General features: G+C 63.2%; 17 protein-coding genes. 4 read left to right on the top strand and 13 right to left on the bottom strand.

What is annotated here, in order from left to right:
- Nucleotides 1-286: 286 nt before the first annotated feature.
- Entirely contained in the window at nt 287-2,227 is a 1,941-nt protein-coding gene (locus tag AAHA41_RS21310) for an amidohydrolase family protein (protein WP_323071408.1), read from the bottom strand.
- Between the two features lie 225 nt (nt 2,228-2,452).
- On the opposite strand from AAHA41_RS21310, the gene AAHA41_RS21305 reads away from it, so the two are divergent.
- Nucleotides 2,453-3,172 (top strand): TetR/AcrR family transcriptional regulator, encoded by a 720-nt coding sequence (locus tag AAHA41_RS21305; RefSeq protein WP_323071406.1) that lies wholly within the window; start codon nt 2,453-2,455, stop codon nt 3,170-3,172.
- A gap of 367 nt (nt 3,173-3,539) precedes the next feature.
- On the opposite strand, the gene AAHA41_RS21300 is transcribed toward AAHA41_RS21305, so the two are convergent.
- The 5 genes from AAHA41_RS21300 to phnR form a co-directional block, all read right to left on the bottom strand.
- Nucleotides 3,540-4,946 carry an FAD-dependent oxidoreductase gene (locus tag AAHA41_RS21300; RefSeq protein WP_215801162.1) on the bottom strand — a complete coding sequence of 469 codons (1,407 nt, stop codon included), beginning with the start codon at nt 4,944-4,946 and terminating at the stop codon, nt 3,540-3,542.
- An 18-nt stretch (nt 4,947-4,964) separates the two neighbouring features.
- The gene (locus AAHA41_RS21295) at nt 4,965-6,701 is read right to left on the bottom strand and encodes a putative 2-aminoethylphosphonate ABC transporter permease subunit (RefSeq protein WP_215801163.1); all 1,737 of its coding nucleotides are present in this window, start codon (nt 6,699-6,701) and stop codon (nt 4,965-4,967) included.
- Complete coding sequence (locus tag AAHA41_RS21290; protein ID WP_215801164.1) at nt 6,698-7,792, bottom strand: putative 2-aminoethylphosphonate ABC transporter ATP-binding protein; 1,095 nt, start codon at nt 7,790-7,792, stop codon at nt 6,698-6,700. The genes AAHA41_RS21295 and AAHA41_RS21290 overlap by 4 nt, the downstream gene beginning before the upstream one ends.
- Nucleotides 7,793-8,064: 272 nt before the next feature.
- Nucleotides 8,065-9,084, bottom strand: a complete 1,020-nt coding sequence (locus AAHA41_RS21285; protein WP_323071401.1) for a putative 2-aminoethylphosphonate ABC transporter substrate-binding protein — start codon at nt 9,082-9,084, stop codon at nt 8,065-8,067.
- Nucleotides 9,085-9,204: 120 nt separating this feature from the next.
- Nucleotides 9,205-9,912: a phosphonate utilization transcriptional regulator PhnR gene (gene phnR / locus AAHA41_RS21280; protein ID WP_235465732.1), complete on the bottom strand. Its 708-nt coding sequence runs from the start codon at nt 9,910-9,912 to the stop codon at nt 9,205-9,207.
- Between the two features lie 266 nt (nt 9,913-10,178).
- On the opposite strand from phnR, the gene phnW reads away from it, so the two are divergent.
- Genes phnW through phnX form a run of 3 tightly spaced genes read left to right on the top strand, consistent with a single transcriptional unit; the run spans nt 10,179 to nt 13,574 of the window.
- Nucleotides 10,179-11,318, top strand: a complete 1,140-nt coding sequence (gene phnW / locus AAHA41_RS21275; RefSeq protein ID WP_323071397.1) for a 2-aminoethylphosphonate--pyruvate transaminase — start codon at nt 10,179-10,181, stop codon at nt 11,316-11,318.
- On the top strand, nt 11,318-12,742 hold the full coding sequence (locus AAHA41_RS21270) for an aspartate aminotransferase family protein (RefSeq protein WP_342697343.1): 1,425 nt from the start codon (nt 11,318-11,320) through the stop codon (nt 12,740-12,742). The genes phnW and AAHA41_RS21270 overlap by 1 nt, the downstream gene beginning before the upstream one ends.
- A complete protein-coding gene (gene phnX / locus AAHA41_RS21265; protein ID WP_323069595.1) occupies nt 12,735-13,574 on the top strand; it encodes a phosphonoacetaldehyde hydrolase in 840 nt (279 codons plus the stop codon). Before AAHA41_RS21270 ends, phnX begins: the two co-directional genes overlap by 8 nt.
- A gap of 140 nt (nt 13,575-13,714) precedes the next feature.
- Here the strand turns inward: phnX and nrfF are convergent, their stop codons facing one another.
- The 7 genes from nrfF to nrfA form a co-directional block, all read right to left on the bottom strand.
- Entirely contained in the window at nt 13,715-14,920 is a 1,206-nt protein-coding gene (gene nrfF / locus AAHA41_RS21260; RefSeq protein WP_323069603.1) for a heme lyase NrfEFG subunit NrfF, read from the bottom strand.
- Nucleotides 14,917-15,519 carry a DsbE family thiol:disulfide interchange protein gene (locus tag AAHA41_RS21255; RefSeq protein ID WP_323069593.1) on the bottom strand — a complete coding sequence of 201 codons (603 nt, stop codon included), beginning with the start codon at nt 15,517-15,519 and terminating at the stop codon, nt 14,917-14,919. Before AAHA41_RS21255 ends, nrfF begins: the two co-directional genes overlap by 4 nt.
- Nucleotides 15,516-17,483: a heme lyase NrfEFG subunit NrfE gene (gene nrfE / locus AAHA41_RS21250; RefSeq protein ID WP_323069591.1), complete on the bottom strand. Its 1,968-nt coding sequence runs from the start codon at nt 17,481-17,483 to the stop codon at nt 15,516-15,518. The genes AAHA41_RS21255 and nrfE overlap by 4 nt, the downstream gene beginning before the upstream one ends.
- Before the next feature lie 173 nt (nt 17,484-17,656).
- Complete coding sequence (gene nrfD / locus AAHA41_RS21245; RefSeq protein ID WP_323069589.1) at nt 17,657-18,613, bottom strand: cytochrome c nitrite reductase subunit NrfD; 957 nt, start codon at nt 18,611-18,613, stop codon at nt 17,657-17,659.
- Nucleotides 18,610-19,302 carry a cytochrome c nitrite reductase Fe-S protein gene (nrfC, locus tag AAHA41_RS21240; protein ID WP_323069586.1) on the bottom strand — a complete coding sequence of 231 codons (693 nt, stop codon included), beginning with the start codon at nt 19,300-19,302 and terminating at the stop codon, nt 18,610-18,612. Before nrfC ends, nrfD begins: the two co-directional genes overlap by 4 nt.
- Nucleotides 19,299-19,904, bottom strand: coding sequence for a cytochrome c nitrite reductase pentaheme subunit (gene nrfB / locus AAHA41_RS21235; protein WP_201931443.1), 606 nt, complete (start codon nt 19,902-19,904; stop codon nt 19,299-19,301). The genes nrfC and nrfB overlap by 4 nt, the downstream gene beginning before the upstream one ends.
- Nucleotides 19,905-19,958: 54 nt before the next feature.
- Nucleotides 19,959-21,404 (bottom strand): ammonia-forming nitrite reductase cytochrome c552 subunit, encoded by a 1,446-nt coding sequence (gene nrfA / locus AAHA41_RS21230; protein ID WP_201931442.1) that lies wholly within the window; start codon nt 21,402-21,404, stop codon nt 19,959-19,961.
- Nucleotides 21,405-21,680 lie beyond the last annotated feature (276 nt).

Below are 21,680 nucleotides of genomic sequence, written 5' to 3'. Positions count from 1 at the left end.
ATGGAGTGGGAACACACGAAACTGGACACCGATAGGAGCCGTGATGCTGAACCCAGAGCGGTCAGAACCAGAAGAAAAACAAGCGGCTTAAAACAGGGTTACGCGACAACTATCTTGAAAAACGCCGACCCTTGCATAGCGCACCTTGCCATCAGGGCTTGCTATCACTCCCCGAACTAAAAATGCCGACCCTGGGGTCGGCATTTTGCTTTTAGAGGCGCAGGTCTGGCGGCATATGCTCAGATCGCAGCTGACCAGATGCTCACACTCGCCATTTCGGCTGAACTTACTGGCTAAAGACCGTCTGCCCGCGAAAGACGGTGCGGGTGACCTTGGTATCGGCGATCTGCTCCGGTTTGCCGGCGGCGACCAGCTGGTAGAGATCCCGATCCAGCACGATAAAGTCGGCCGATTTGCCCGCTTCGATGGAGCCGCTGACGGCCTGCTGGCGCACCGCGCGGGCGCCGTTGATGGTGTAGGCATCCAGCATCTGGTCGAGGGTGATGCGCTGGCTCGCCCGAAAGTCATCGCCGCTCTGGGGTGCATGGTTGACCCCGGCGGCCATATTGGCGAAGGGGCGCGGATCGCGGCTATCGACCGGCGCATCGCTGCCAGCCACCAGAATGGCCCCCGCCTTGCGCGAGCTGGCCACCGGATAGAGCGCCTGCTTGAGATACCCCTTGGGATCGTACATCGCCTCGTGCAGGGATTGCCCCTTGCGGGTCGGCTGGATAAAGGGGGTGACCAGCATGTCGTATTCGGGCTGGGAGTTGGTCCAGGCGTAGGTGAAGGTGAGGTAGAGGCCAAGCTGGCCGAGCCGCTGCTGATCGTCCGGATGCACCACCTGCAGATGGGCGAGGGTGTGGGGAGTGCCGTGATCGCCGTTGCTGGCGCGGGCCGCCTCCAGCGCATCGAGGGCCATGCGGGTAGTACGATCGCCAATGCTGTGCATATGGATGCTAAAGCCCGCCTTGTCGAGCGCCCCCACGTAGCGGTTCAGATCGGCGGCGCGGTAGTTGACCAGCCCCTTGCTGCCGGCATCCTCGCTGTTGGCGGTGATGGTGACTTGCTCGCCCCCTTTATCCGCGGCGAGGTGGGGGGTCTGGTAGTTGGCCAACATGCCGGCGTTGGGCAGGAAGGGGGGCGTGCTGAAAGGGTCGCCTTCCAGTACCCCGTCGAGGAAGATCTTGACCGCATCGGCCTTGATCAGCGGATCGCCGGCAAACTGGTCGCGCACCCGGTTGGCCTTGGCCAGATGGCCGCCGATATCGAGCTTGCCGCTGTAGTCATCCTCGTGAAAACAGGTGGCGGCGGTGACCCGCATATTGAGCAGCCCCTTGTCTTCCATCTCCCGCAGGCGATCGCGGATAAAGTCGGTGGCGCAGGCATCCTGAATGCTGGTGATGCCGCGCGAGGCCATCAGGGTCGAGACGGCGGGCAGGATCTGGCGATACTGGTTCGCCGCCTGCTCGTCACGGGCGCTCAGCAGGCCGCTGTCGGGGGAGGGGATGGCGCTGCGGGCCCCCTCGCGAATGACGCCGCTATCGAGATCCACATAGGGTTTGAAAGGGGCAAAGAGGCCGCCCGGCGCCAGGGTGGCGGCGGTGAAGCCAACCTGTTTGCCGCTCTTGTCGGTCGCCAGCGCCAGTGCCCGCGAGTTGTAGGCGCTGGCGTGGCCATCGACCCCGGCCAGCACCACCGGATTGTCGGGGGCGGCGGCATCGAGAGCCGCCAGCACGGTTTTATAGGCGGCGGTGGGGGCGTTGCCCTCGTAGGGAGACCACTGGTTGATCACCAGCCAGTCGCCAGATTTGGGGGCGTAGCGGGGCAGGCAGCTCTTCACCTTGGCCGCCAGCTCGCCGAGATCGACCGGCTTGCCGTCGAGATCGCACATATCGAGCGCCACCGTGCCCAGCAGGTGGATATGGTTGTCGTGCAGCCCCGGCAGCACCATCTTGCCCTGCAAGTCGACCACCTGGGTGTCGGGGGTGGTGAGCGCCTCGGCGCCCTGCCGGTTGCCCACATAGAGAAACTGGCCGCCGCTCACCACCATGGCCTCTGCCACATGCCGTTGACCATCCTGAGTGTGGATCTTGCCGTTGAGATAAAGAGTGCGTGCGGCGGTGGGCGGCTGCCCCTGCTGGCAACCCGCCAGCGTGGCGGCCAGCAGCGGGGCGAGCAGCAAAAAAGTGCGGGAACGGGCGTGATGTGGTGCCTTGCAATCCATGCAGTGATCTCCTTGAGGGTCGGGTTTTGTGCAGTGTTTACTGCACATTTCGCGATCTCTTTATGGCTGCCCGGTCAAAAAATACCAGCAATTGCTGCAAATATTTAACGTTTTGTTTACCATGTCACATCAATCGGTGGCGAGCGGGGCGCAGTCCCCGCTTTGCTGAGGTAGCAAGATCTACCGCCAGAGCGCCTTGCCGATGGCCAACAACAGGGAGGAGTGATGTCAGAGGAGTCCGTGACCGAGGGGCCGTTACCCCAAGTGTTTGCCATGCGCCGCCAACCCAAACAGCAGCGCAGTCAGGCGGTGGCCAGCCGCATCGAGGAGGCGACCCTGAGCCTGTTGCAGGAGCAGGGCTTTGCGGCCCTTAACACCAATGCCATCGCCGATCGGGCGGGGGTGGGGATCAAGTCGCTCTACCACCTCTATCCCAACAAGGAGGCGATCATCGGCCGCCTCGCCATGGGGTGGCTGGCGGCGGTCTGCGAGGCGCAGGAGCAGATCCGCATTCAGGCGACCAGCTGGCCGCAGGCGCTGGTGCTGCTCGACGAGGCACTGGAGGCGCTGGAGCGCCGCTTTGTCGGCTATGGCGCCCTCTGGCATGCGATGGATCTTATCCCCGAGCTGCATGCGCTGGAGCAGCAGCACGAGCGGGGCCAGATTGACTTTTGGTCATCCCTGCTGCGTGACTTTGGCTGCCGCTGGCCAGAGCCCGAACTCACGACGCTGGTGCGCTACTTCTATCGCACTGCCGATGTTACCAAGCAGTGCACCCGGAGCGATGGGGATCTCGGCCAGCAGATGTGGCTGCTGCACCGCCACTGGAGCGAGCAGCTGATCGCCGCCGCCATTGCCGAGCCCGACCCCGAGCGGGTGTGGCAGGCAAGGCCAGCGCTGCTGCTGGGTACGGAAGTCCCGGCGGCCGACAAGTGGCGGCGATAAAGCGCGCACAAGCGTAGCGGGTTGGCGCTCTTTGTCCTGATCGGCGTGGCTCTCTCTGGCGCAATATCCCTGCAAGGCGGCGCCGTATCGGCCTGATTGTTACGCAAGTGAAATGATGTTTCTTGATAGTGTTTCGCTGGTGAAACAGTGCTATTGGCGGCAAGTCGAACACAGTGTTTGTCGCGCCTTGTTTATGCCCTCCGATCCGGGCGATGCAGCGCGGAGCTGATCGCAGGTTTTCGCCGCGCGGGATCAGCAGGCGCGCTGATGGCCGACGGCGCCAATAGCAAAGCGCCAACCCTTGGGTCGGCGCTTTGCTGGTTGCGGTCAGACGGGGCTGAACCGTGCGGAATTGGCATTACCGCGCTTACTTGTCTGCCTTGCCAGCGGCATCGGCAAGTTTGGCCAGCTGTTTGTCATACCAGGCCACCGGACGGTTCTCATCTTCCGCCCGCTCCTTGCGCCGGATGGCGTTGCGCACAGCCATGGCCCCCAGCCAGCGAAAGGGTTCGGGCGGAAAATAGCCGCGCGGGCCGCTGACCAGCGCGCAGTCGCGCCACGGCTTGTCCGCTTCCCGCACTTCATCGCGCACCAAAGCCGCCAGGATCTGGCCACCGATCCAGCTCTGCGCCACCCCGTTGCCAGAGTAGCCGAGGCCATAGACGATATTGGGCTGCCCTCGCCAGTGGCCGAAGAAGGGGAGGCCATCTACCGAGCGGTCGGAGGCGCCGCACCAGCTGGCGGCGATGGGCACCTCTTTGAGCGCCGGAAAGAATCGGCGCAGGGTGCGGGTGAGGGGGGCAAGATAACGGCTCGGCGCATCGAACTCGGCCAGATGGCGGTTGGCAAAGGCGAAGGTGTTGCCCCCCTTGCCCAGCATCAGCCGCCCTTGCGGGGTGGAGCGGTAGTAATGGACAAAGGTGCGGCCATCCACCACGGAGCGGCCGTGCGCAAGCTGCTGGGCGGCCAGTGCATCCGGCGCGGGGTCGGTGATCACCATATCGGAGGAGACCAGCACGATACTGCGGCGAAACTCGCGAAAGTGCGCCACCATGGCGCTGTTGAGGGCCAGCACCACCTTGCGGGCACGCACCTCACCCTGCGGCGTTTGCACCCGTGCTGGCTGGCCCGCCTCAAGGCGCTGCATGGGAGAGTGCTCATAAACCTCGACCCCCAGTTCCCGCGCTACCCGCAGCAGGCCGCGCACCAAGAGCGCCGGTTGCACCGAGCCCGCGTGGGGGCTGTAGAGCCCCTCCAGATGAACGTGGGAGCCGCTCTGGCTCGCCAGTTCACCCTCTTCAATCGCCTGCCACTGGTTAAGGTCGGCTCGCTGTAGCTCCCGCAATACCGGCTCCATCAGGCCGCGCTGCGCCTCGCTGGTGGCGGTGTAGCAGGTGCCCTCGACCCTCAGCTGCGCCTCTATGTTGTGCGTTTCGCAGAAGCGGGCAATCTCGTGCACCGCCTGCTCAGATCTTTGCACCAGCCAGGCGGCCTGCTTTTCGCCAAAGAGGCGCTTTAACGTCAGATATTTGGCCGACCAGGTGAGCAGGCAGCCGCCGTTGCGCCCGGAGGCGCCGCTACCGCAGCGATCTTTCTCCAGCACCGTGATGCGTAAGGCAGGCTCGGCCTGTTTAAGGGCGATGGCGCTCCACAGCCCGGTAAAGCCGCCACCGACGATGCAGACATCGGCCTCGTGGTGGCCGTGAAGGGGCGTGGGCGGCGCGGGCTGTTCGGCGGCGAGCGCCTCGGCCAGCCAGAAGGGGAGAGTGGACATGATGACTCCTCGATAAGGTTATTGGTGGCGCCAGCGCTGGGTGCGATCCAGCAGGGCGCGGCTCAAAAAGAGCTGGAGCAGCTTGACGGTGGCGGCGGCCAGCAGGATCAGGGTGGCCATGGCGGCGGCCGCGGCGGTATCGCCGGAATCCTCCATATTGAGCACGGCGATGGAGGCGAGCACGCTGTCGCTCGAATAGAGGAAGATCACCGCCGAGGTGGTGGTCATGGCGTTGACGAACAGATAGATAAAGATCTCCAAGAGCGCTGGCAGGGAGGCGGGCAGGGTGACCCGCAAGAACGCCTTCCAGAGCGGAATGCGCAATGAGATGGCCACCAGCTCCAGCTCCTTGGGCAGCTGCTTGAGGCTGGTCAGCGCCGTCATATGGCCCACCGTGTAGTAGTGGATGACGCAGGAGAGCACCATCAGCGGCAGAGTGCCATAGAGGCTGCCAAAGAGCGGATTGCCGTTGAAAAAGAAGATGTAACCCAGCCCCAGCACCATGCCGGGTACCGCCAGCGACAGCATGGCGAGCAGATGCAGCAGCTGGCGCAGCGGCGCGAAGTGGCGCCCCTTCTCCTGTGCCCAGGCCAGCACCATCACCAGCACGGTGCCGATCAGCGCGGTATAGAGGCCCAGCTGCAGGGTATTGGTAAAGGGCTGCCAGCCATAGACGCTGTTGCTGTCAAAGGCGTAGTGATCCAGCGTCAGAGCGAGGTTGTAGGGCCAGAACTGTACCAAGGATCCGTAAACCGCCATCCCCACCAGCGCCAGAAACAGCAGGGCCCAGAGCGTGCACCAGCCGAGCGCCAGCAGATCCCGCAGCCGATGGGGTTTGGGCTGATAGGGCACCGCCTTGGTGCTGCTCTGCTCCTGCATCTTGCTGCGCACTCTGTGCTCCAGCGCAAAGCTCAACAGTGCCGGCAGCAGCAGGGTGACGCTGGCAACGGCGCCCAGCGAGAAGTTCTGCATCCCGATCACCTGCCGGTAGATATCGGTGGCCAGCACGCTGTACTGGCCGCCAATCACCTTGGCAACCCCGAAGTCGCAGATGGTGAGGGTGAAGACGGCGATGGCGGCGCTGAGCAGGCCATAACGGGCGGTAGGCAGGGTGACGGTGACAAAGGTACGCCAGCCGCTGCTGCCGAGCACCCGGGAGGCTTCATAGAGGCGGGCGTCGCTCTGACCGAGCGCCGTGATAAGGATCATCAGGGCGTGAGGGAAGCACCAGAAGCCAAGACCGATGACGATGCCGATGGGGCCGTAGATGCTCTCGCCGCCGAGCAGCCCCTTGGCGATCCCCTGATTGCCAAACCAGTAGACCAGACTGATGGCGGGCAGCAGGGAGGGCATCAAGAGCGGAATAAGGCCGATGAGGCGAAACAGGGGCTTGCCAGGCATGCAGGTGCGGGTGAGGGCGTAGGCGTAGCCAAAGGCGATGGTCACCACCAGTGCGGTGATCAGTACCCCGAGCCAGAGGGTGTTGCCGATGGTGCGCCCCAGATGAGGGGAGTCGAAGTAGGCGCTGAAGTTGGCAAGGCCCACCCAGAGGCCGTTCTCATCCTGCAGGCTCTTTTGCAGCATGGTGAGCAGCGGCAGCAAGAGACCCCCCACCAGCAGAGCGATGCCGAGCGCAAGCAGGAACAGCTGCAGCAGCTGATCCCGGCTCCAGCCGCGACAGAGCCGCTGCCAGCGGCCGTCTTGCCGGGCTGTCGCTGGCGGCAACAGGGAGGAGGTTGCAAAGGGGGCAGTCATGGGCGCTCTCCTTCAAACAGCTGCATCGCTCCGGCGGGCCAGTGCAGCGAGCAGCGCATGCCGCTGCGCCAGCCACCCTGTTCGTGACGGGGCAACTCGTGGGTCGGGCGCTCCACCAGAATTTGCTGCGGGCCCAGATAGGTGTCGGCGGTGCAGATAAGGCGTTGGGCGGCGCCGAGAAACTCCACCTGATCGATGGTTGCTTCAATGCCATGTTGCCCAAGATACGGCTCGCTCGGCGCACTCAGGGTGATCGCCTCGGGGCGGATCGCCACCTGCAATTTGCTGCCGGCCGCGGCCCGGTTGGCAAGTGTCAGCGGCTGCTCGTTAAGGCGCACCTGAGTGGGGCTCAGCACCAGGGTGTCGAGGAAGTTCATGGTGCCGACGAAGCTTGCCACGAAACGGCTGGCAGGCTGGTGGTAGATCTCCTGCGGGGTGCCCACCTGTACGATGCGGCCGCCTTCCATCACCACGATGCGATCGGCCATGGTCAGCGCCTCTTCCTGATCGTGGGTCACCATGATGGTGGTAATGCCAAGACGCTGCTGCAGGGCGCGGATCTCGCTGCGAAGGTGGGTGCGCACCAGCGCATCCAGCGCGCTGAGCGGTTCGTCCAGCAGCAGCAGGCCGGGGGAGAGGGCGAGCGCGCGGGCCAGCGCCACCCGCTGCTGCTGGCCGCCGGAGATCTGGCTCGGGTATTTGTGGGACTGGGCCGTGAGATCCACCAGCCCCAGCCAGTGATCGACCCGCTCCTTGATGAGATCCCGTGCCAGCCCCTGATTCTCAAGGCCGAAGGCGATATTCTGGGCCACCGTCAGGTTGGGGAAGAGGGCGTAGGATTGAAACACGATGCCAAAGTCGCGCTGCTGGGGTGGCAGCCGGGAGATATTGCGCCCCCCTTGCCAGATCTCGCCGCTGTCCGGCAGATCCAGCCCGGCGATGGCTCTGAGCAAGGTGGTCTTGCCGCAGCCGGAGGGGCCGAGAAAGCAGATAAACTCCCCCGGCTCAATGGTCAGAGAGATCCCCTTGAGGGCCTGAAAAGCACCGAACTGCTTGTTGAGATGTTGAATGTCCAGATAGGGCTGGGTCATGGTTCGACTCGCTACTGATTTGGTATATACCAGTTTGAGTGTGAAGTGTGACGGTCAGGTGATCGGGGGATGACAGCTTGATGACAGTCAAATGACATCGGGTCACCAGCAAGTGGCTTGGCACTATGCGAATGGACTAAGCATCGCTAATTGAAGGCAATGCAAACTCGGGAAGTTAAAACCAAAAAGCGAAGGCCAACCCCTGTTGGCCTTCGACTGGCAGTTTATTGGCAGTGGTGTGTCTGGCGTGAACAAACTGCCGCCCTTCACGCTTACTGTTTGGCTTCGGTCTTGCCGTCGAAGCTGGCGCTCCACTGGGCCAGGATGGCGTTACGCTCGCGGGCTGCCCAGCTAAAGTCGTTGTCGATCATCTGGCCTTTGATATCCGCCGGATAGCCCGCTCTCGGTTGGGCTACATCGGGGATGGCGACCACTGCGAACGACTTGTTGTAGAGGGCGTTGGCCTGTTCGGTGGCGGCAAAGTCGATCAGCTGTTTGGCGGCTTCCAGCTTGGGGGTGCCCTTGATGATGGCGGCGGCTTCCATATCCCAGCCCGACCCCTCTTTCGGGAATACCACCTCGATGGGGGCACCCTTGGCCTTGAGGCTGGTAGCCGGGAAGTCGAAGGAGATACCGATCACCGTCTCGCCGCTGGCGGCAAGCTTGCAGGGGGCGGAGCCCGAGTGGGTGTAACGGTCGATGTTCTGGTGCAGGCCGTTCATGAATTGCCAGCCCTGCTGCTCGCCCATGGTCTGCAGCCAGCCAGCAACGCTCAGGTAACCGGTACCGGAGGAGCTTGGGTTGGGCATGATCACCTTGCCCTTGTAGATGGGCTTGGTGAGGTCGGCCCAGCTGGTGGGAGCCGGGATCCCCTGTTTCTCCGCCTCTACCTTGTTGAAGCAGATGGCGCTGAAGAAGGCGTCCAGACCGATCCAGTGCGGCTCGGCCTTGCTGTCGCGAAAGCGGCTGTCGAGCTTCTCCAGCCCTTTCGGTGCATAGGCATTGAGCATCTGCTGCTGATCGAGCTGCATCAGGCTGGTGGCGGCCAGTCCCCACACCACATCCGCTTTGGGCTGGGCTTTTTCTGCCAGCAAGCGGGCGGTGACCACGCCGGTGGAGTCACGCACCCACTTGATGTTGATGTCCGGATGCTGGCGCTCGAACGCGGTTTTCAGCTCGTTGAGCTGCTCCGGTTCGAAGGCGGTGTAGACGGTGAGATCGGTCGCGGCCAGTGCCGGGGCGGTCATGGCAGCCAGCACGGCGGCGGCCAGCAGATGGGTTCCCTGTTTCATCCTCTTCTCCATATAAGTTGGCTTGGTATAAACCAGATTGGTCGAGAGAGAGGCTAGGGGATCTTTATGACGTGACCGTGACAGCCCCGTGACGTTTTGCCGTTCCTGATTTGTCCGTGACTAATCCTGGGTATCCACCTCGATCTCCAGACTGTCGTGACGCCAGTACTCCAGATCGAAGTCGAGCACCCGGCCGTGCTGATCGAAGTTGAGTCGCTCAAGGCGCAGGGCAGGCAGGCCGGCGGTGGCCCCCAGCGCCTTGGCCACTTCGTCCGGCAGGGCGGTGGGAAAAAAGCGCACCTGCATGCGGGCGTAGTGGAGATCGTAATGGGCCTGGTAGATCTCGGTCAGGCTGCCGTTGAGATCCAGCTCCAGCAGGCCGGGCACCCGCTCTGGCAGGCAGTGGTTCTCGCAGTAGCAGATGGCGCGCCCGTTGGCGTAGCGCAGTCGCTTGAGCAAAAAGAGGCTGTCGAACGGCTTGAGCTGCAGTTGCGCCATCAACGCGGGCGGCACCGCCTGACGGCTTTTCTCCAGCAGCTCGGTGCGCGGCTCACCCCCTTGCTCCTGCACTATCTGGTGAAAGTTGGAGGTGCGTCTGGGGTTCAAGCGAAAGCGCGGCGGTGTGACGAACCAGCCGCGGCGATCCTCCCTATAGATAAGGCCGTTCGCCTCCAGCTGCACCAGTGCCTCGCGGATGGTAACCCGGGTGGTGCCATAGAGTTCCCCCAGCAGCCGCTCGGAGGGAAGCTTGTCGTTGGGGGCCAGACCCCCTGCCAGGATCTGGTTGGCGAGGGCATCCTTGATCTGCAGATATTGCGGTTTGCTCATGAAAATCCCTGGTTTTGCAATAAGTTGTGCAATGAGTTGGGCAATGGGCTGGGCACTGGGCAGGTCATCTGCCCGGTGGTTAAACGGCGACATCAACATGTATTGGTAGATACCAGTGCGCCCTCTGCTGTTCAGGCTTCCTAGATTATCGCGATCCCGGCGCTGAAAATGAATTTTTTGTTGCACGTAGCGCCACCCCTTTGACCTTGGCGGGGCAGTTACCCACAATGCGCTCATTCTGGTATATACCAAAAAGGAGCGAAGTCATGACCCATATTCCTGCGGCCCCCGCCGCTGTCGATTACCTGCTGCTGACCCCGGGCCCCCTCTCGACCACAGCCACGGTGCGCGCCGCCATGCTGCAAGACAGCTGTACCTGGGATGCGGACTACAACCAGGGTGTGGTGGAGCCCATCCGCCGCGAGCTGGTGCGCCTCGCCACCGGCCCTGAATATGAAAGTGACTACAGCGCCGTGCTGCTGCAGGGGAGTGGCAGCTATGTGGTGGAGAGCGTGCTGGGCTCGGCGATAGGTGTCGATGAGTGTCTGCTGATCATCAACAACGGCGCCTACGGTGCCCGCATGGGGGAGATGGCCCGCTGCCTTGGCCTGCGTCACCACGAGCTCGACTGCGGCGAGACAACCCGCCCGGAACCCGCCGCCATTGAGGCGATGCTGGCGCGCCACCCCGAGATCACCCACTTGGCCATGGTGCACTGCGAGACCACCACCGGCATGCTCAATCCGCTGGAGGAGGTGGCCGAGCTCTGCCAGCGCCGCGGCATTCGCCTTATCGTCGATGCCATGAGCAGCTTTGGTGGCATCCCCATCGACATGGGGCGCCTTGGCATCGAGTTTCTCATCAGCTCGGCCAACAAGTGCATTCAGGGGGTGCCGGGTTTTGGCTTCGTCATCGCCCGCCGCGCTGCGCTCACGGCCTGCGCCGGTCGCGCCCGCTCGGTCTCTCTCGACCTGCATGCCCAGTGGCAGACCATGGAGCAGCAGGGGGGCAAGTGGCGCTTTACCTCGCCCACCCATACCGTGCTTGCCTTTGCCCAGGCCCTGCGCGAGCTGGACGAGGAGGGGGGCATTGAAGCCCGCCATCGGCGCTACAGCGAGAATCAGCGCACCCTGGTGGTGGGGATGGCTGAGCTCGGCTTTGCGCCACTGCTGCCAGAACAGTGGCAATCCCCCATCATCACCGCCTTCTACTCTCCGGCCCACCCTGACTACCGCTTCGCCGATTTTTACCAGCGGCTCAAGGCGCAGGGCTTTGTCATCTATCCGGGCAAGGTCTCGCAAGCCGATTGCTTCCGTATCGGCAATATCGGTGATGTGACCCCTGAGCGGGTGCGCTGCCTGCTCGCCGCCATGGCCAGCGCCTGCTACTGGCAGGGGGCTGCGTGATGACCAGCATGGCGCCACACGGTTGCGTTCAGCACGACCATAAGCTGCACGGCAGCGGCCGCGCCGACAGCGAAGGGGATATCAACCTTGGCGAGGGGCGGGCGCGCTGGTGGGCGGGTCAGAGCGAAGATGTACAGGCCGGATTGGCGGAGGATAGCCGCTACTTCCTCCATCAGGCCCTCTCCACCCCCTGTCTGGATCTGATTGAGGGGGCGCAGGGGAGCTGGTTGACCAGTGTATCGGGTAAGCGTTACCTCGATTTTCACGGCAACAGCGTTCATCAGCTGGGCCACGGTCATCCCAGGGTGGTGGCCGCGATGCAGCAGCAACTCGCCGATCTGCCGTTCGCGCCCCGCCGCTACACCCATCAGGTCGCCATCGACTGCGCCCGCACCCTGGCCGAACTGGCCCCCGGCGATCTCAACCGGGTGCTGTTCGCTCCCGGTGGCAGCGAGGTAGTGGGGATTGCCCTGAAGCTCGCCCGTTTCATCACTGGCAACAGCAAGGTGGTGTCCCTGTGGGATGCCTTTCACGGCGCCTCCCTCGATGCAATCTCGGTCGGCGGTGAAGCCTGTTTTCGCGCCGGCATGGGCCCGCTGATGGCCGGAGTGGAGCGCATCCCGCCGCCCACCCGTTATCGCGGCGTCTGGTATCGCGGGGAGGGGGATGACCTGCACTACGCCGATTATCTGGAGTACGTCATCGAGAAGGAGGGAGGGATCGGCGCCTTTATCGCCGAGCCCATCCGCAACACCGACGTACAGGTGCCCTCGAAGGCCTACTGGCAGCGGGTGCGGGAGATCTGCGATCGCCACAAGGTGCTGCTGATCGCCGACGAGATCCCCAATGCTCTGGGTCGCACCGGCCACTGGTTCAGCTTTGAAGAGTTCGGCATCGAACCCGACATCATCTGTCTGGGCAAGGGGTTGGGGGGCGGGGTGGTGCCGTTTGCTGCGCTCATCACCCGCGACCGTTTCAATCAGGCGGCAGCTATTTCGCTCGGTCACTACACCCACGAGAAGAGCCCCATCGGCTGCGCGGCGGCCCTCGCCACCATCAGTACCATCCGTGAAGAGGGGTTGCTGGCCAAGGTGCGGGAGGATGGCCGTTTTATGGCGACAGAGCTCGCGGCGCTTGCCGAGCGTCACCCGCTGATCGGGCAGGTGCGCGGCATAGGTATGCTCTGGGCGCTCGATCTGGTGGTCGATCACCAGAGTCGCACCCGCAATAGCCAGGCCGCCGAGCGGCTGCTCTACCGCTGTCTGGAACTGGGGCTCAGCTTCAAGGTCTCTCAGGGCAATGTCATCCAGCTTTCGCCGCCGCTCAATATCGCCCGCGCCGATCTGGTGCGCGCCATCACCATTCTCGATCGCGCCCTTGGCGAGATCGCACTTTCACCGAAACAGGAACACCACCATGACTGACTTGCAGATTGCTGTAGACCCGACCACTGACGTAGAGGCGCTGATCCTCGACTGGGCCGGCACCGTCGTCGATTTCGGCTCCTTCGCCCCCACCTCCATCTTCGTCGAGGCCTTCGCCCGCGCCTATGACTTCCCTGTTACTCTGGATGAGGCGCGCCAGCCCATGGGGTTGGGCAAGTGGGATCATATCGCCGCGCTGGGCCGTCTGCCCTCGGTGGATGCGCGCTGGCAGGCCCGCTTTGGCCACCCCATGAGCCACGCCGAGGTGGACCACATTTATCACACCTTTATGCCGCTGCAGATTGCCGCGGTGACACGCTTTGCAGACTCGATCCCCGGTGTGCTGCCGGTGCTAGACGCGCTGCGGGGTCAGGGGCTGCGTATCGGCTCCTGCTCCGGTTACCCCCGTCCGGTGATGGAGGCGTTGGTACCTGCTGCGGCCGATCACGGCTATCGCCCGGATCACTGGGTCGCCACCGACGATCTTAAGGCAGGCGGTCGCCCCGGCCCCTGGATGGCGCTGGCCAACGTGATTGAGCTCGGAGTAAGCGCGGTGCATCGCTGCATCAAGGTGGATGACGCCGTGCCGGGTATCAGCGAAGGGCTTAACGCGGGTATGTGGACGGTGGGATTGTCGGTTTCCGGTAACGAATTTGGCGCCACCTGGGACGAGTTTGTCGCCATGAGCGAGGCAGAGATCGCCGCCCGGCGCGCACCGGCCGAGGCCAAACTGCGGGCGGCGGGGGCGCACTACGTGATTGATACCCTTGCCGACATCGCCCGGGTTATCGCCGATATCAACCGCCGTCTGGCCGCTGGCGAGCGGCCTTAAGCGCACGTCGAGATATACCTGCCAAGGCGAACCAATAACAAAACACCCCCGTATGGGGGTGTTTGCATCGATTGACATTGCGCAGGGCTTGGCAGGAAGAAGGCGCTAACGTCCTGAGAAGAAGCAACGGATCTGTCGGGCTAGCCCCCCATCATCCGCGCAGTCTGAATTGCCTCGATAAGCGCAGCCCGGTTGATGCGGGGTCGCTCTTCATCGAGCAGTTGCTGCCACAGCGCAATGGCCTGCCTGTAGCGACCATGCAGGAAGTGATCGGAGGCAAGCAGCATCAGGGCGCTCACCTCGCCTTTGTCCTGCTTGAGGGCGCTTTCCAGCAGGCGCTGTGCTTCCGGGGTCAGCTGCTGGCCCGCTCGGTAGTAGAGCACGGTCGCCTGAGCTGCTTGGGTCGCTGCGCTGGCGCCCCCTTCTTGCAGGGCGAGACGCTGGTAGGCGAGCAGGGCGTTGTCGTACTCGTTCCGATAGAGATAGAGCTGGCCGAGCGCCGCCCAAGCGTCGAGAGCTGCGGGGTTGGTTTGCAGGCGCTGGTGCAGGGCGCCCAGCTCCTTGTCCTGCAGATCCCGCGAGCTCAATCCCGCCAGCGGATCGGGGCGCGACTGATAAGCCTGCCATGCCTGATAGCGGCCGGTGCTGAGATAGACAGCGGCCACGGCTACGAATGTCATGATACCAAGCAGCAACAAGGCCTGCCCGTGCCGGTTATTGCGGCCGCGATTGTCATGCTGGCTGGCCAGTTGCGCGCGCAGGGCCAGCTCAGCTGCCGGGATGGCGTTGGCCAGGCGGGCGGCGCTTAGCTCCCTGTAGAGTGGCTGGTCGGGGGAGAGGCCTGCCTGCTCCCCGTGCATGATCAGCAAATTCAATTCGCTGCGCGGGTCGGCGGCGGGTTGAGGGGGGGCCTCAACGATGGCCTTAACGGCAGGGATGGGTTGCGCCTTTGTGCGCGTCAGGCGGCGAAACAGGATCAACAGCGCCAGCCCCAACAGCAGCAGGGGGCCGCCCCACAGCAGCGCCGTGCTGCTCTTGAAGGGGGGATCGTAGCGGACGAAATCACCGAAGCGCTCCGTCATCCGGGCGATCACCTGTTCATCAGACTGCCCCTCGTCTACCCAGCGGTATACCTCGAGTCGAAGATCCCGCGCGATGGGGGAGTTGGACTCCACCAGATTCTGGTTCTGGCACTGGGGGCAGCGCAGGGCGCGGGCCAGCTCTTGCGCCCGATTTTGCAGCTCGGGGTGGCGAAACTGATAGGTGTCGACCCCGCTGGAATATGCAGTTGCACTCAGCAGCATGCCGAGGGCCAGCAGGGCGCAGGCAAGAGAACGGCACATTATGGCTGTGTCTCCCGAGCTGATGTTGCAATAGATGGCGCAATTGCGGGTGCCGTTGTGGCGGCCTTCATTTGCGCGTCAGTTCGCGCCTTGTCGAGCAGGGGGGCAAACTGGCGTTGCCAGATCCCTTTGGTGAGTTCGCCGGTGTGGCGGGCGAGCAGGGTGCCATTGGCATCAAACAGATAGGTTTCCGGCGTGCCGTAGACGCCGAGCTCAAGGGCCAGTTTGCCGTTGGGGTCGGCCAGCACGGCGCGATAGGGGTTGCCCGCCTGGATAAGCCAGGCGCGGGCCGCATCCCCCTTGTCCCGGTAGTTGAGACCGTAGAGGGGCACTGTGCCCGCGAGCTCGCTGAGCAGCGGATGCTCGGCGCGGCAGTTGACGCACCAGCTGGCCCAGACGTTAAGGACAAAGGGCTCCCCCTTGAGGCTGGCGGTCTGGATCGGACGTCCGTCAAGCAGATTGTCGCTCTGCCACGCAGGCAGGGTACGTCCGAGCGTTGCCTCATCCTGGCTGTAGGGATTGTTGCCAAGGCCGAGCCAGAGCAGGGCGCCGAGGCCCAGAGTGAGCACGAGCGGCACGAACAGGCGCAGACGGGCGTTCATAAGGACTCCTGTTCAAGACGAGGGTAGGGGGCGGTCGCTGGCGCAGGATGGTTAGCCAGCAACGGCCGGCGGGCGAGCAGACGCAGGGTGCCACCCGCCATCATCAACAGGCCGCCGAGCCAGATCCAGCGCACCAGCGGCTTGTAGTGCAGCCGCATGGCATAGGCGCCGGGTCCCATCTTTTCGCCAAGCACCACGTAGAGATCGCCGAGCATTCCCCACGCGATGCCCGGCTCGTTCATGTTCATGGTGCGCACGCTGTAATGGCGCCGCTCCGGCGTCAGCCGCACCACCTCTTTACCGTCTTTATGCACGCTAAGCGTGATGCGCTCGGCGGTATAGTTGGGGCCGATCACCGGCTCGCGCCCCTCATAACGAAACTCGAACGCGCCGAGCTGGTAGGGCTGATTGGCACTTAGCACTGTGCCTCCTTCCTGACTTTGGTGACTCACCTGCGCGATGCCAAGGGCGCACACCGCCACCCCGAGGTGGGCCAGCAAACTGCCGAACCGATTGAGGGTGAACTCGCGCAGCGACGTCGGTTGCAAGAGCGGGAGCAGCAGGCTGGCTATCAGCCAGAGGCTCACCATATTGGCGACGATGCCAATCCAGCTACCGGAAAACGATCTCTGTTCCAGATAGGCAAGGCTAATGAGCCCGCCGCCAAGCAGGCCGAACAGGCATGGGAGCAGCACCTTGATACGGCACTGGGCTGCCAGATGCTGCCAGCGCAGGCGCGGGAGCTGGGTCATCAGCCCCATCAGGCAGAGGGCCAGCGGCACGAAGATGGTATTGAAATAGGGGGCGCCCACCGACAGCGAGCCCAGATGGAGCGACTGGAACACCATGGGGTAGAAGGTGCCGAGCAGCACGCTGGCGCAGGCCACGCAGAGCAGCAGGATGGCGGCGCCGAGCAGCCCCTCTTTTGACAGCAAGCCAAAGCGGGCATAGGGGGCGCGAATGTCTGCGCGCAGGGCAAACAGGGTGAGGGCGCAGGTCAATAGCAAACCGAGCAGCAACAAGAGGGTGAGGCCGCGGCAGGGGTCCACCGCAAAGGCGTGCACCGAGGTGAGCACCCCGGAGCGCACCACAAAGGTGCCGAGCAGGCTCAAGGCGAAGGTGAAGATGGAGAGCAACAGCACGGCGTGGCCGTAAGCGCCGCGCTTCTCGCAGACAATCAGAGCGTGCAGCAGGGCTGTGCCCAGCAGCCAGGGCAAGAGGGAGGCATTTTCCACCGGATCCCAGAACCACCAGCCGCCCCAGCCGAGCTCGTAGTAGGCCCACCAGGAGCCCAGCACGATGCCGGCGGTGAGAAAGACCCATGAGCCGAGCGCCCAGGGGCGACTCCAGTGGGCTACTGCGCCATCGAGCCGGCCCGAGTGCAGCGCCGCCATGGCGAAGGCGAAGTTGACCGCAAAACCGACATAACCGAGATAGAGCAGGGGCGGGTGGATGATAAGACCGATATCCTGCAGCATGGGGTTGAGATCGCGCCCCTCCAGCGGCCCCGGGAACTGGCGGTCAAACGGGCTGGAGAAGATCAGGGTATAGAGGCCGAACAGCCCGACGATCAGCCCCATGATGGCCAATACCCGGGTGCGGATGAGCGGATCGACCCGCTTGGAGCAAAGGGCCACCAGAGTGCCCCACAGCCCCAACGCAAAGACAAAGAACAGCATGGAGCCCTCGTGGCCGCCCCACACGGCCGCCAGCTTGAAGCCAAGGGGCAGGGCGCTGTTGGCGTGCTGGGCCACATAGCTGACGGTGAAATCATCCAGGGCAAAGCAGCTGGCGAGCAGCAGCAGGGAGGCCAACAGCAGGATGGCATTGATCAGCGCCAGTGGCTTGGCGCAGCGCAGCAGAGTTGGGGAGGCGAGCCGTAATCCCAGCCAGGGCAGCAGCCCTTGCAGCAGGGCTAGCCCGGTCGCCAGCAACAGTGAGAGATAGCCGAGCTCTGCCAGCACATAACCTCCGGTTCAATCTTTGATCTCATTCATGTCATGCCACACACGCCGCGTCGTCTCCCTTTGGGGGAACACATTGCCAAGCAACGGGTGTGGCATCACCAGAAATTTATTGGGCCAGCAACAAACCAGCGCCAGTCACCAGAAGGTGGCTGGCGCTGGTGATCATACCTTTAAACTACCGTCATCTGGCCGGCATAAAGCACGAAGTAGCGCAGCAGCAGGATCCCCACCAGGGTCAGGCTGCAGGCCAGTACCAGATAGCCGTTTTTGGCCCGCAGCGGCGCGGGGGCCAGCAGGGCCAGCAACTGGGGCAGCAGCATGCCGATGCCCACCACCCCGAGCCAGAACACCTGAGCCCAGAAGCCGCTGCCGATGGCGGCCCACATGGCTGCCTCCTTCTGGCCGCCACCGAAGTAGAGGCCGGTAAAGAAGCAGACCAGCAGCAACACCTCCACCGCCAGCACCGGCCGCTCGAAGCGGTGAACAAAGCTCACCCCCTGGCTGTGATGGTTCTCCTTGAACAGGGTGACCGCCAGCAAGATGGTGGAGGCGATGCCGGAGCTGACGCCGGAGATGAGGAACAGCACCGGCAGCACAGGGTTGTTCAACAGCGGATAGGTCTTGAGCGCCGACAGCAGAAAGCCGGTGTAGGCCCCCAAGAGCACGGCGAGCAGCAGCAAGAGCGGCGCCAGCAGCCGCTCGATGCGGGCGAGCCAGCCAATCAGCCCATCCACAAAGGCGAACTTCTCTTGCAGCAGGTGACGGCGCAAGGTCTCGATCTCGGAGCGAAACACCACCGCCAGCCAGGCGAACAGCACCGCCATGTAGACCTGGAACAGCATGACCCCCATCGACATCACGGAGTCGAACTGGTAGTGGAACATCAGCTTCCAGAAGGTCCAGGGGCGGGCCAGATGGAAGATAAGGATCAGTAACCCCAGCACCACGCTCACCGGCGCCAGAATGGCGGTCGCCTTGATGATGCCGCTCTCGCTGCCGGCCCCCTTGCGGCGCAACAGCACCGAGAGGGTGGTGGCCCCGGCGGAGATGCCGAGCAGAAAGAGATAGATGGCGATCGGCCAGTCCCACACAAGTGAAGGGAAGTGAAATGCCTCTTGCATGGTCATGACTTTATCTCCCCTTTGGGCACGCGGTACATCTTGGGCGAGGTGCCGAGTGCCTGCTTGTAGCGATAGGTGGTCTCCTTCACCAGCCGTTGGGCGATGGGGCTGTCCGGGTCATCCAGATTGCCGAACACCAGCGCCTTGGTGGGGCAAGACTCGACACAGGCGGGCTCCTTGCCCGCCGCCAGATTGGTCTTGCGGCAAAAGTCGCACTTGTCGGCAACCTTGGTCACAGGGTTGATAAAGCGCACCTGATAGGGGCAGGCGGCGAGGCAATACATGCAGCCGACGCAGAGATCAGCGTTGACGTCGACGATGCCATCCTCCTTGCGGATATGGGAAGCACCGGTCGGGCAGACGTGTACGCAGGGGGCGTTGTCGCAGTGCTGGCAGGACTTGCGAAAGAAGTGGTACTCGGCATCGGGGAATTCACCGATAGGGCCGGAGCGGATGATCTCGAGGCGCGAGACCCCTTCTGGCACTTGATTCACCTCCCGGCAGGCATCCATGCAGGCGGTACAGCCGATGCAGGCCGTCTCGTCGTGGAGCATGCCATAGCGTACCCCGTCGATGGTCTGGCTGTGGGCGAGGGGGGTGGCAAGGGCGCGGGTGTTGGCACGAGCAGCCCCCGTCATCATGATGAGGGCCCCCGCGCTCATCCCCGCCATAAAGTGACGGCGAGAGCAGCTCATTGTGCCTCCTTGCCCGAGGTGGTGTTCGCCCTGGCCTTGACGGCCTCATGCTGCTTGCTGTGGCAGTCAACGCAGAGCTTGATGCGGGACTTTTCCGGGATCTCCACCATGGGCTCTTTGGCCGGGTGCAGCTGGTGGCAGCTGGTGCAGGTGAGCTTGGTGGCGTGCACGTCGTGCGCCCAGAGTGCCTTGCGAAGCTCTTTGGGCTCGTGGCAGCTCATGCATACCCCGTTCTGCTCGCTGATGGGGTAAAGCTTGATGCTCTCTTTATCCTTCAGGCTGTGGCTGAAGCGCATCACATCCTTGACTCTTTCCCTGTGCTGGGGGGAGGGCTGACCGTGGCAGTTGGTGCAGGTGACCGGCGCCAGATTGTTGGGGTTGGTCGCCTGGCCATGCTTGCCGTGCATGCCATACTCCTGCTCCTTGTGGCAGTCGGTACAGGCCTTGTCGGGATTGCGTAAAAACTCCACCTCCTGTGTGGCTGAGACAGCAGTGGTCGGAACAGGGGCGGCAGCAGGCTCGGCCGCCTGGCCCTGCAGGCTGGTCAGCAGCATGGCTGCCATCAGCATTAGTCGTAAGAAATCCATCGTTAAATCACCCATAGGAAGCCTCCATCCGCTGCGGGCCCGACTTGGGGGCCGGACCCGCAGGCGCCGTTACTGTGCCAGCCGTCCGGCCGCTTTGGCCTCGGCATCCCAGGCGGGGACCGTGGTCTTGAGGAACTGGGCCTTGTCGCTCTTGAACTGCTTCATATCCATGCCAAGAGCAGCCTGCGCCTTCTCTTTGCTGGAGATGTCGGGAATGGCGATCTCGTGGGTTATTCCCTTGGCAGCCAGCAGACGAGCCAGCTTGGTGCGGGCGTCGGCAGCCTTGTCCAACGCAGTGCCAAGCACCTTGATCGCCACTTCCGGGGCGTGCATCTGCACCCCGTGGGAGGCGATGGCGTAGTCCCAGCGCCACTGGGCGTGACGGATGTCTTGCAGGATATTCTTCATCTCGGCCTCGGTGGCACCGGCATCCCAGGCCGCCTTGGCTTCAAAGTGGGTGTGAACCAGCTGTTTCTCGACTTTCAGCTTGAGCTCGTGTACCGCCTCTTTGCGCTGCTTGACGATCCCCTGCAGCATCTCCTTGCTCTGGGTATGACAGTTGCGGCAGGTCTGCTCGAAGCGATCGAAAGGGTTGCCCACCTTGTGATCGGTGTAGACCTTGCCCTGCTCGTTCTGCACCTTGGGCATGTGACAGTCGACGCAGGCGACGTTGTTCTGGCCGTGAATGCCGGCGCGCCAGGTCTCGTACTCGGGGTGCTGGGCTTTCAGCATCGGTGTTTTGGAGAGGGCATGGGTCCAGTCGGCGAAGCCCAGCTCGTCATAGTAGGCTTCCATTTGCTCGACGCTGGTGCCCTTGTCCCAGGGGAATTTCACTGCCTTGGTAGGGCCACTGAAGTAGTACTCCACGTGGCACTGGCCGCACACCTGGGACTGCTGATCAAAGCGCCCCTGCTCCTTGAATGGTTTGCCGATGGCACTCATGGCCCGGTCTGCATAGGGACGGGAGAGGTGCAGGGCGGGCTTGCCCTCCTTGAACTCCTGCGAGGCGGTATCGTGGCAGTCGGCGCAGCCGATGGTGTTGACGATCTCGGGGCCGCCTTTTGCCCACATCCCCTTGAAGTAGCCATCCTCACCCTTCTCGTCGATGACGCGGGCCACATCCGGGCCTTTGCAGCTCCAGCAGGCCATGGGTAGCGGACCATCTTCGGCGGTCTTGGGGGCGCCGGTACGCAGGGTTTCCCGCACGTCGGTCAGGGCATAGAAGTGGCCGCGCGGTTTGTTGTAATCCTTGGAGAAGGGGTAGCCGGCCCAGAGCACCACCATCTGCGGATCTTCCGCCAGGGCGTCGGTGCGCTCCTTGCTCTCGCTGGTACCTTTCCAGCTGGTGAACTGATCGGCGTGATCTTTGGCGAACAGCTCGCTGCGCGCCTCGATCTTGCCCTTGCTTTGTGCCTCGTCGGCCGCCTGTGCCCAGCTGCCGGTGCCAAGGCAGGTGGTCAGCAGCAGGGCGGCAAGTCCCAGTCTGCTCTGTCTGTTGTGTGAACTCACCATCATCACTCCCCATCATTGTCCTTGTCTGGCCTGACCGGCTCCCTTTTGTGATGCGGAGATCGATACCCCGAGCGGGGTGGCAGGCCTGTTGTTATTACCGGTGAATAAACCGGATTTATGCATTTTCAGAGAGTGACGTTATCAAACTGGTAAACAAAATGATGAATTATCGGGAGGGGAGTTGCGCCAGATCAATTGGCAGCACGAGCAAAACACAGAAATGAGATCTGGGTAGAATTTTACGAAAAGTCAGGCTGTTGTGACGGTCTTGCCAAGAAA

It is taken from the genome of Aeromonas sp. SER, from assembly GCF_038739615.1.
Lineage (GTDB): Bacteria > Pseudomonadota > Gammaproteobacteria > Enterobacterales > Aeromonadaceae > Aeromonas > Aeromonas jandaei.
The sequence above is the reverse complement of the archived record's forward strand: the minus strand, read 5'-3'. Positions and strand labels throughout refer to the sequence as shown.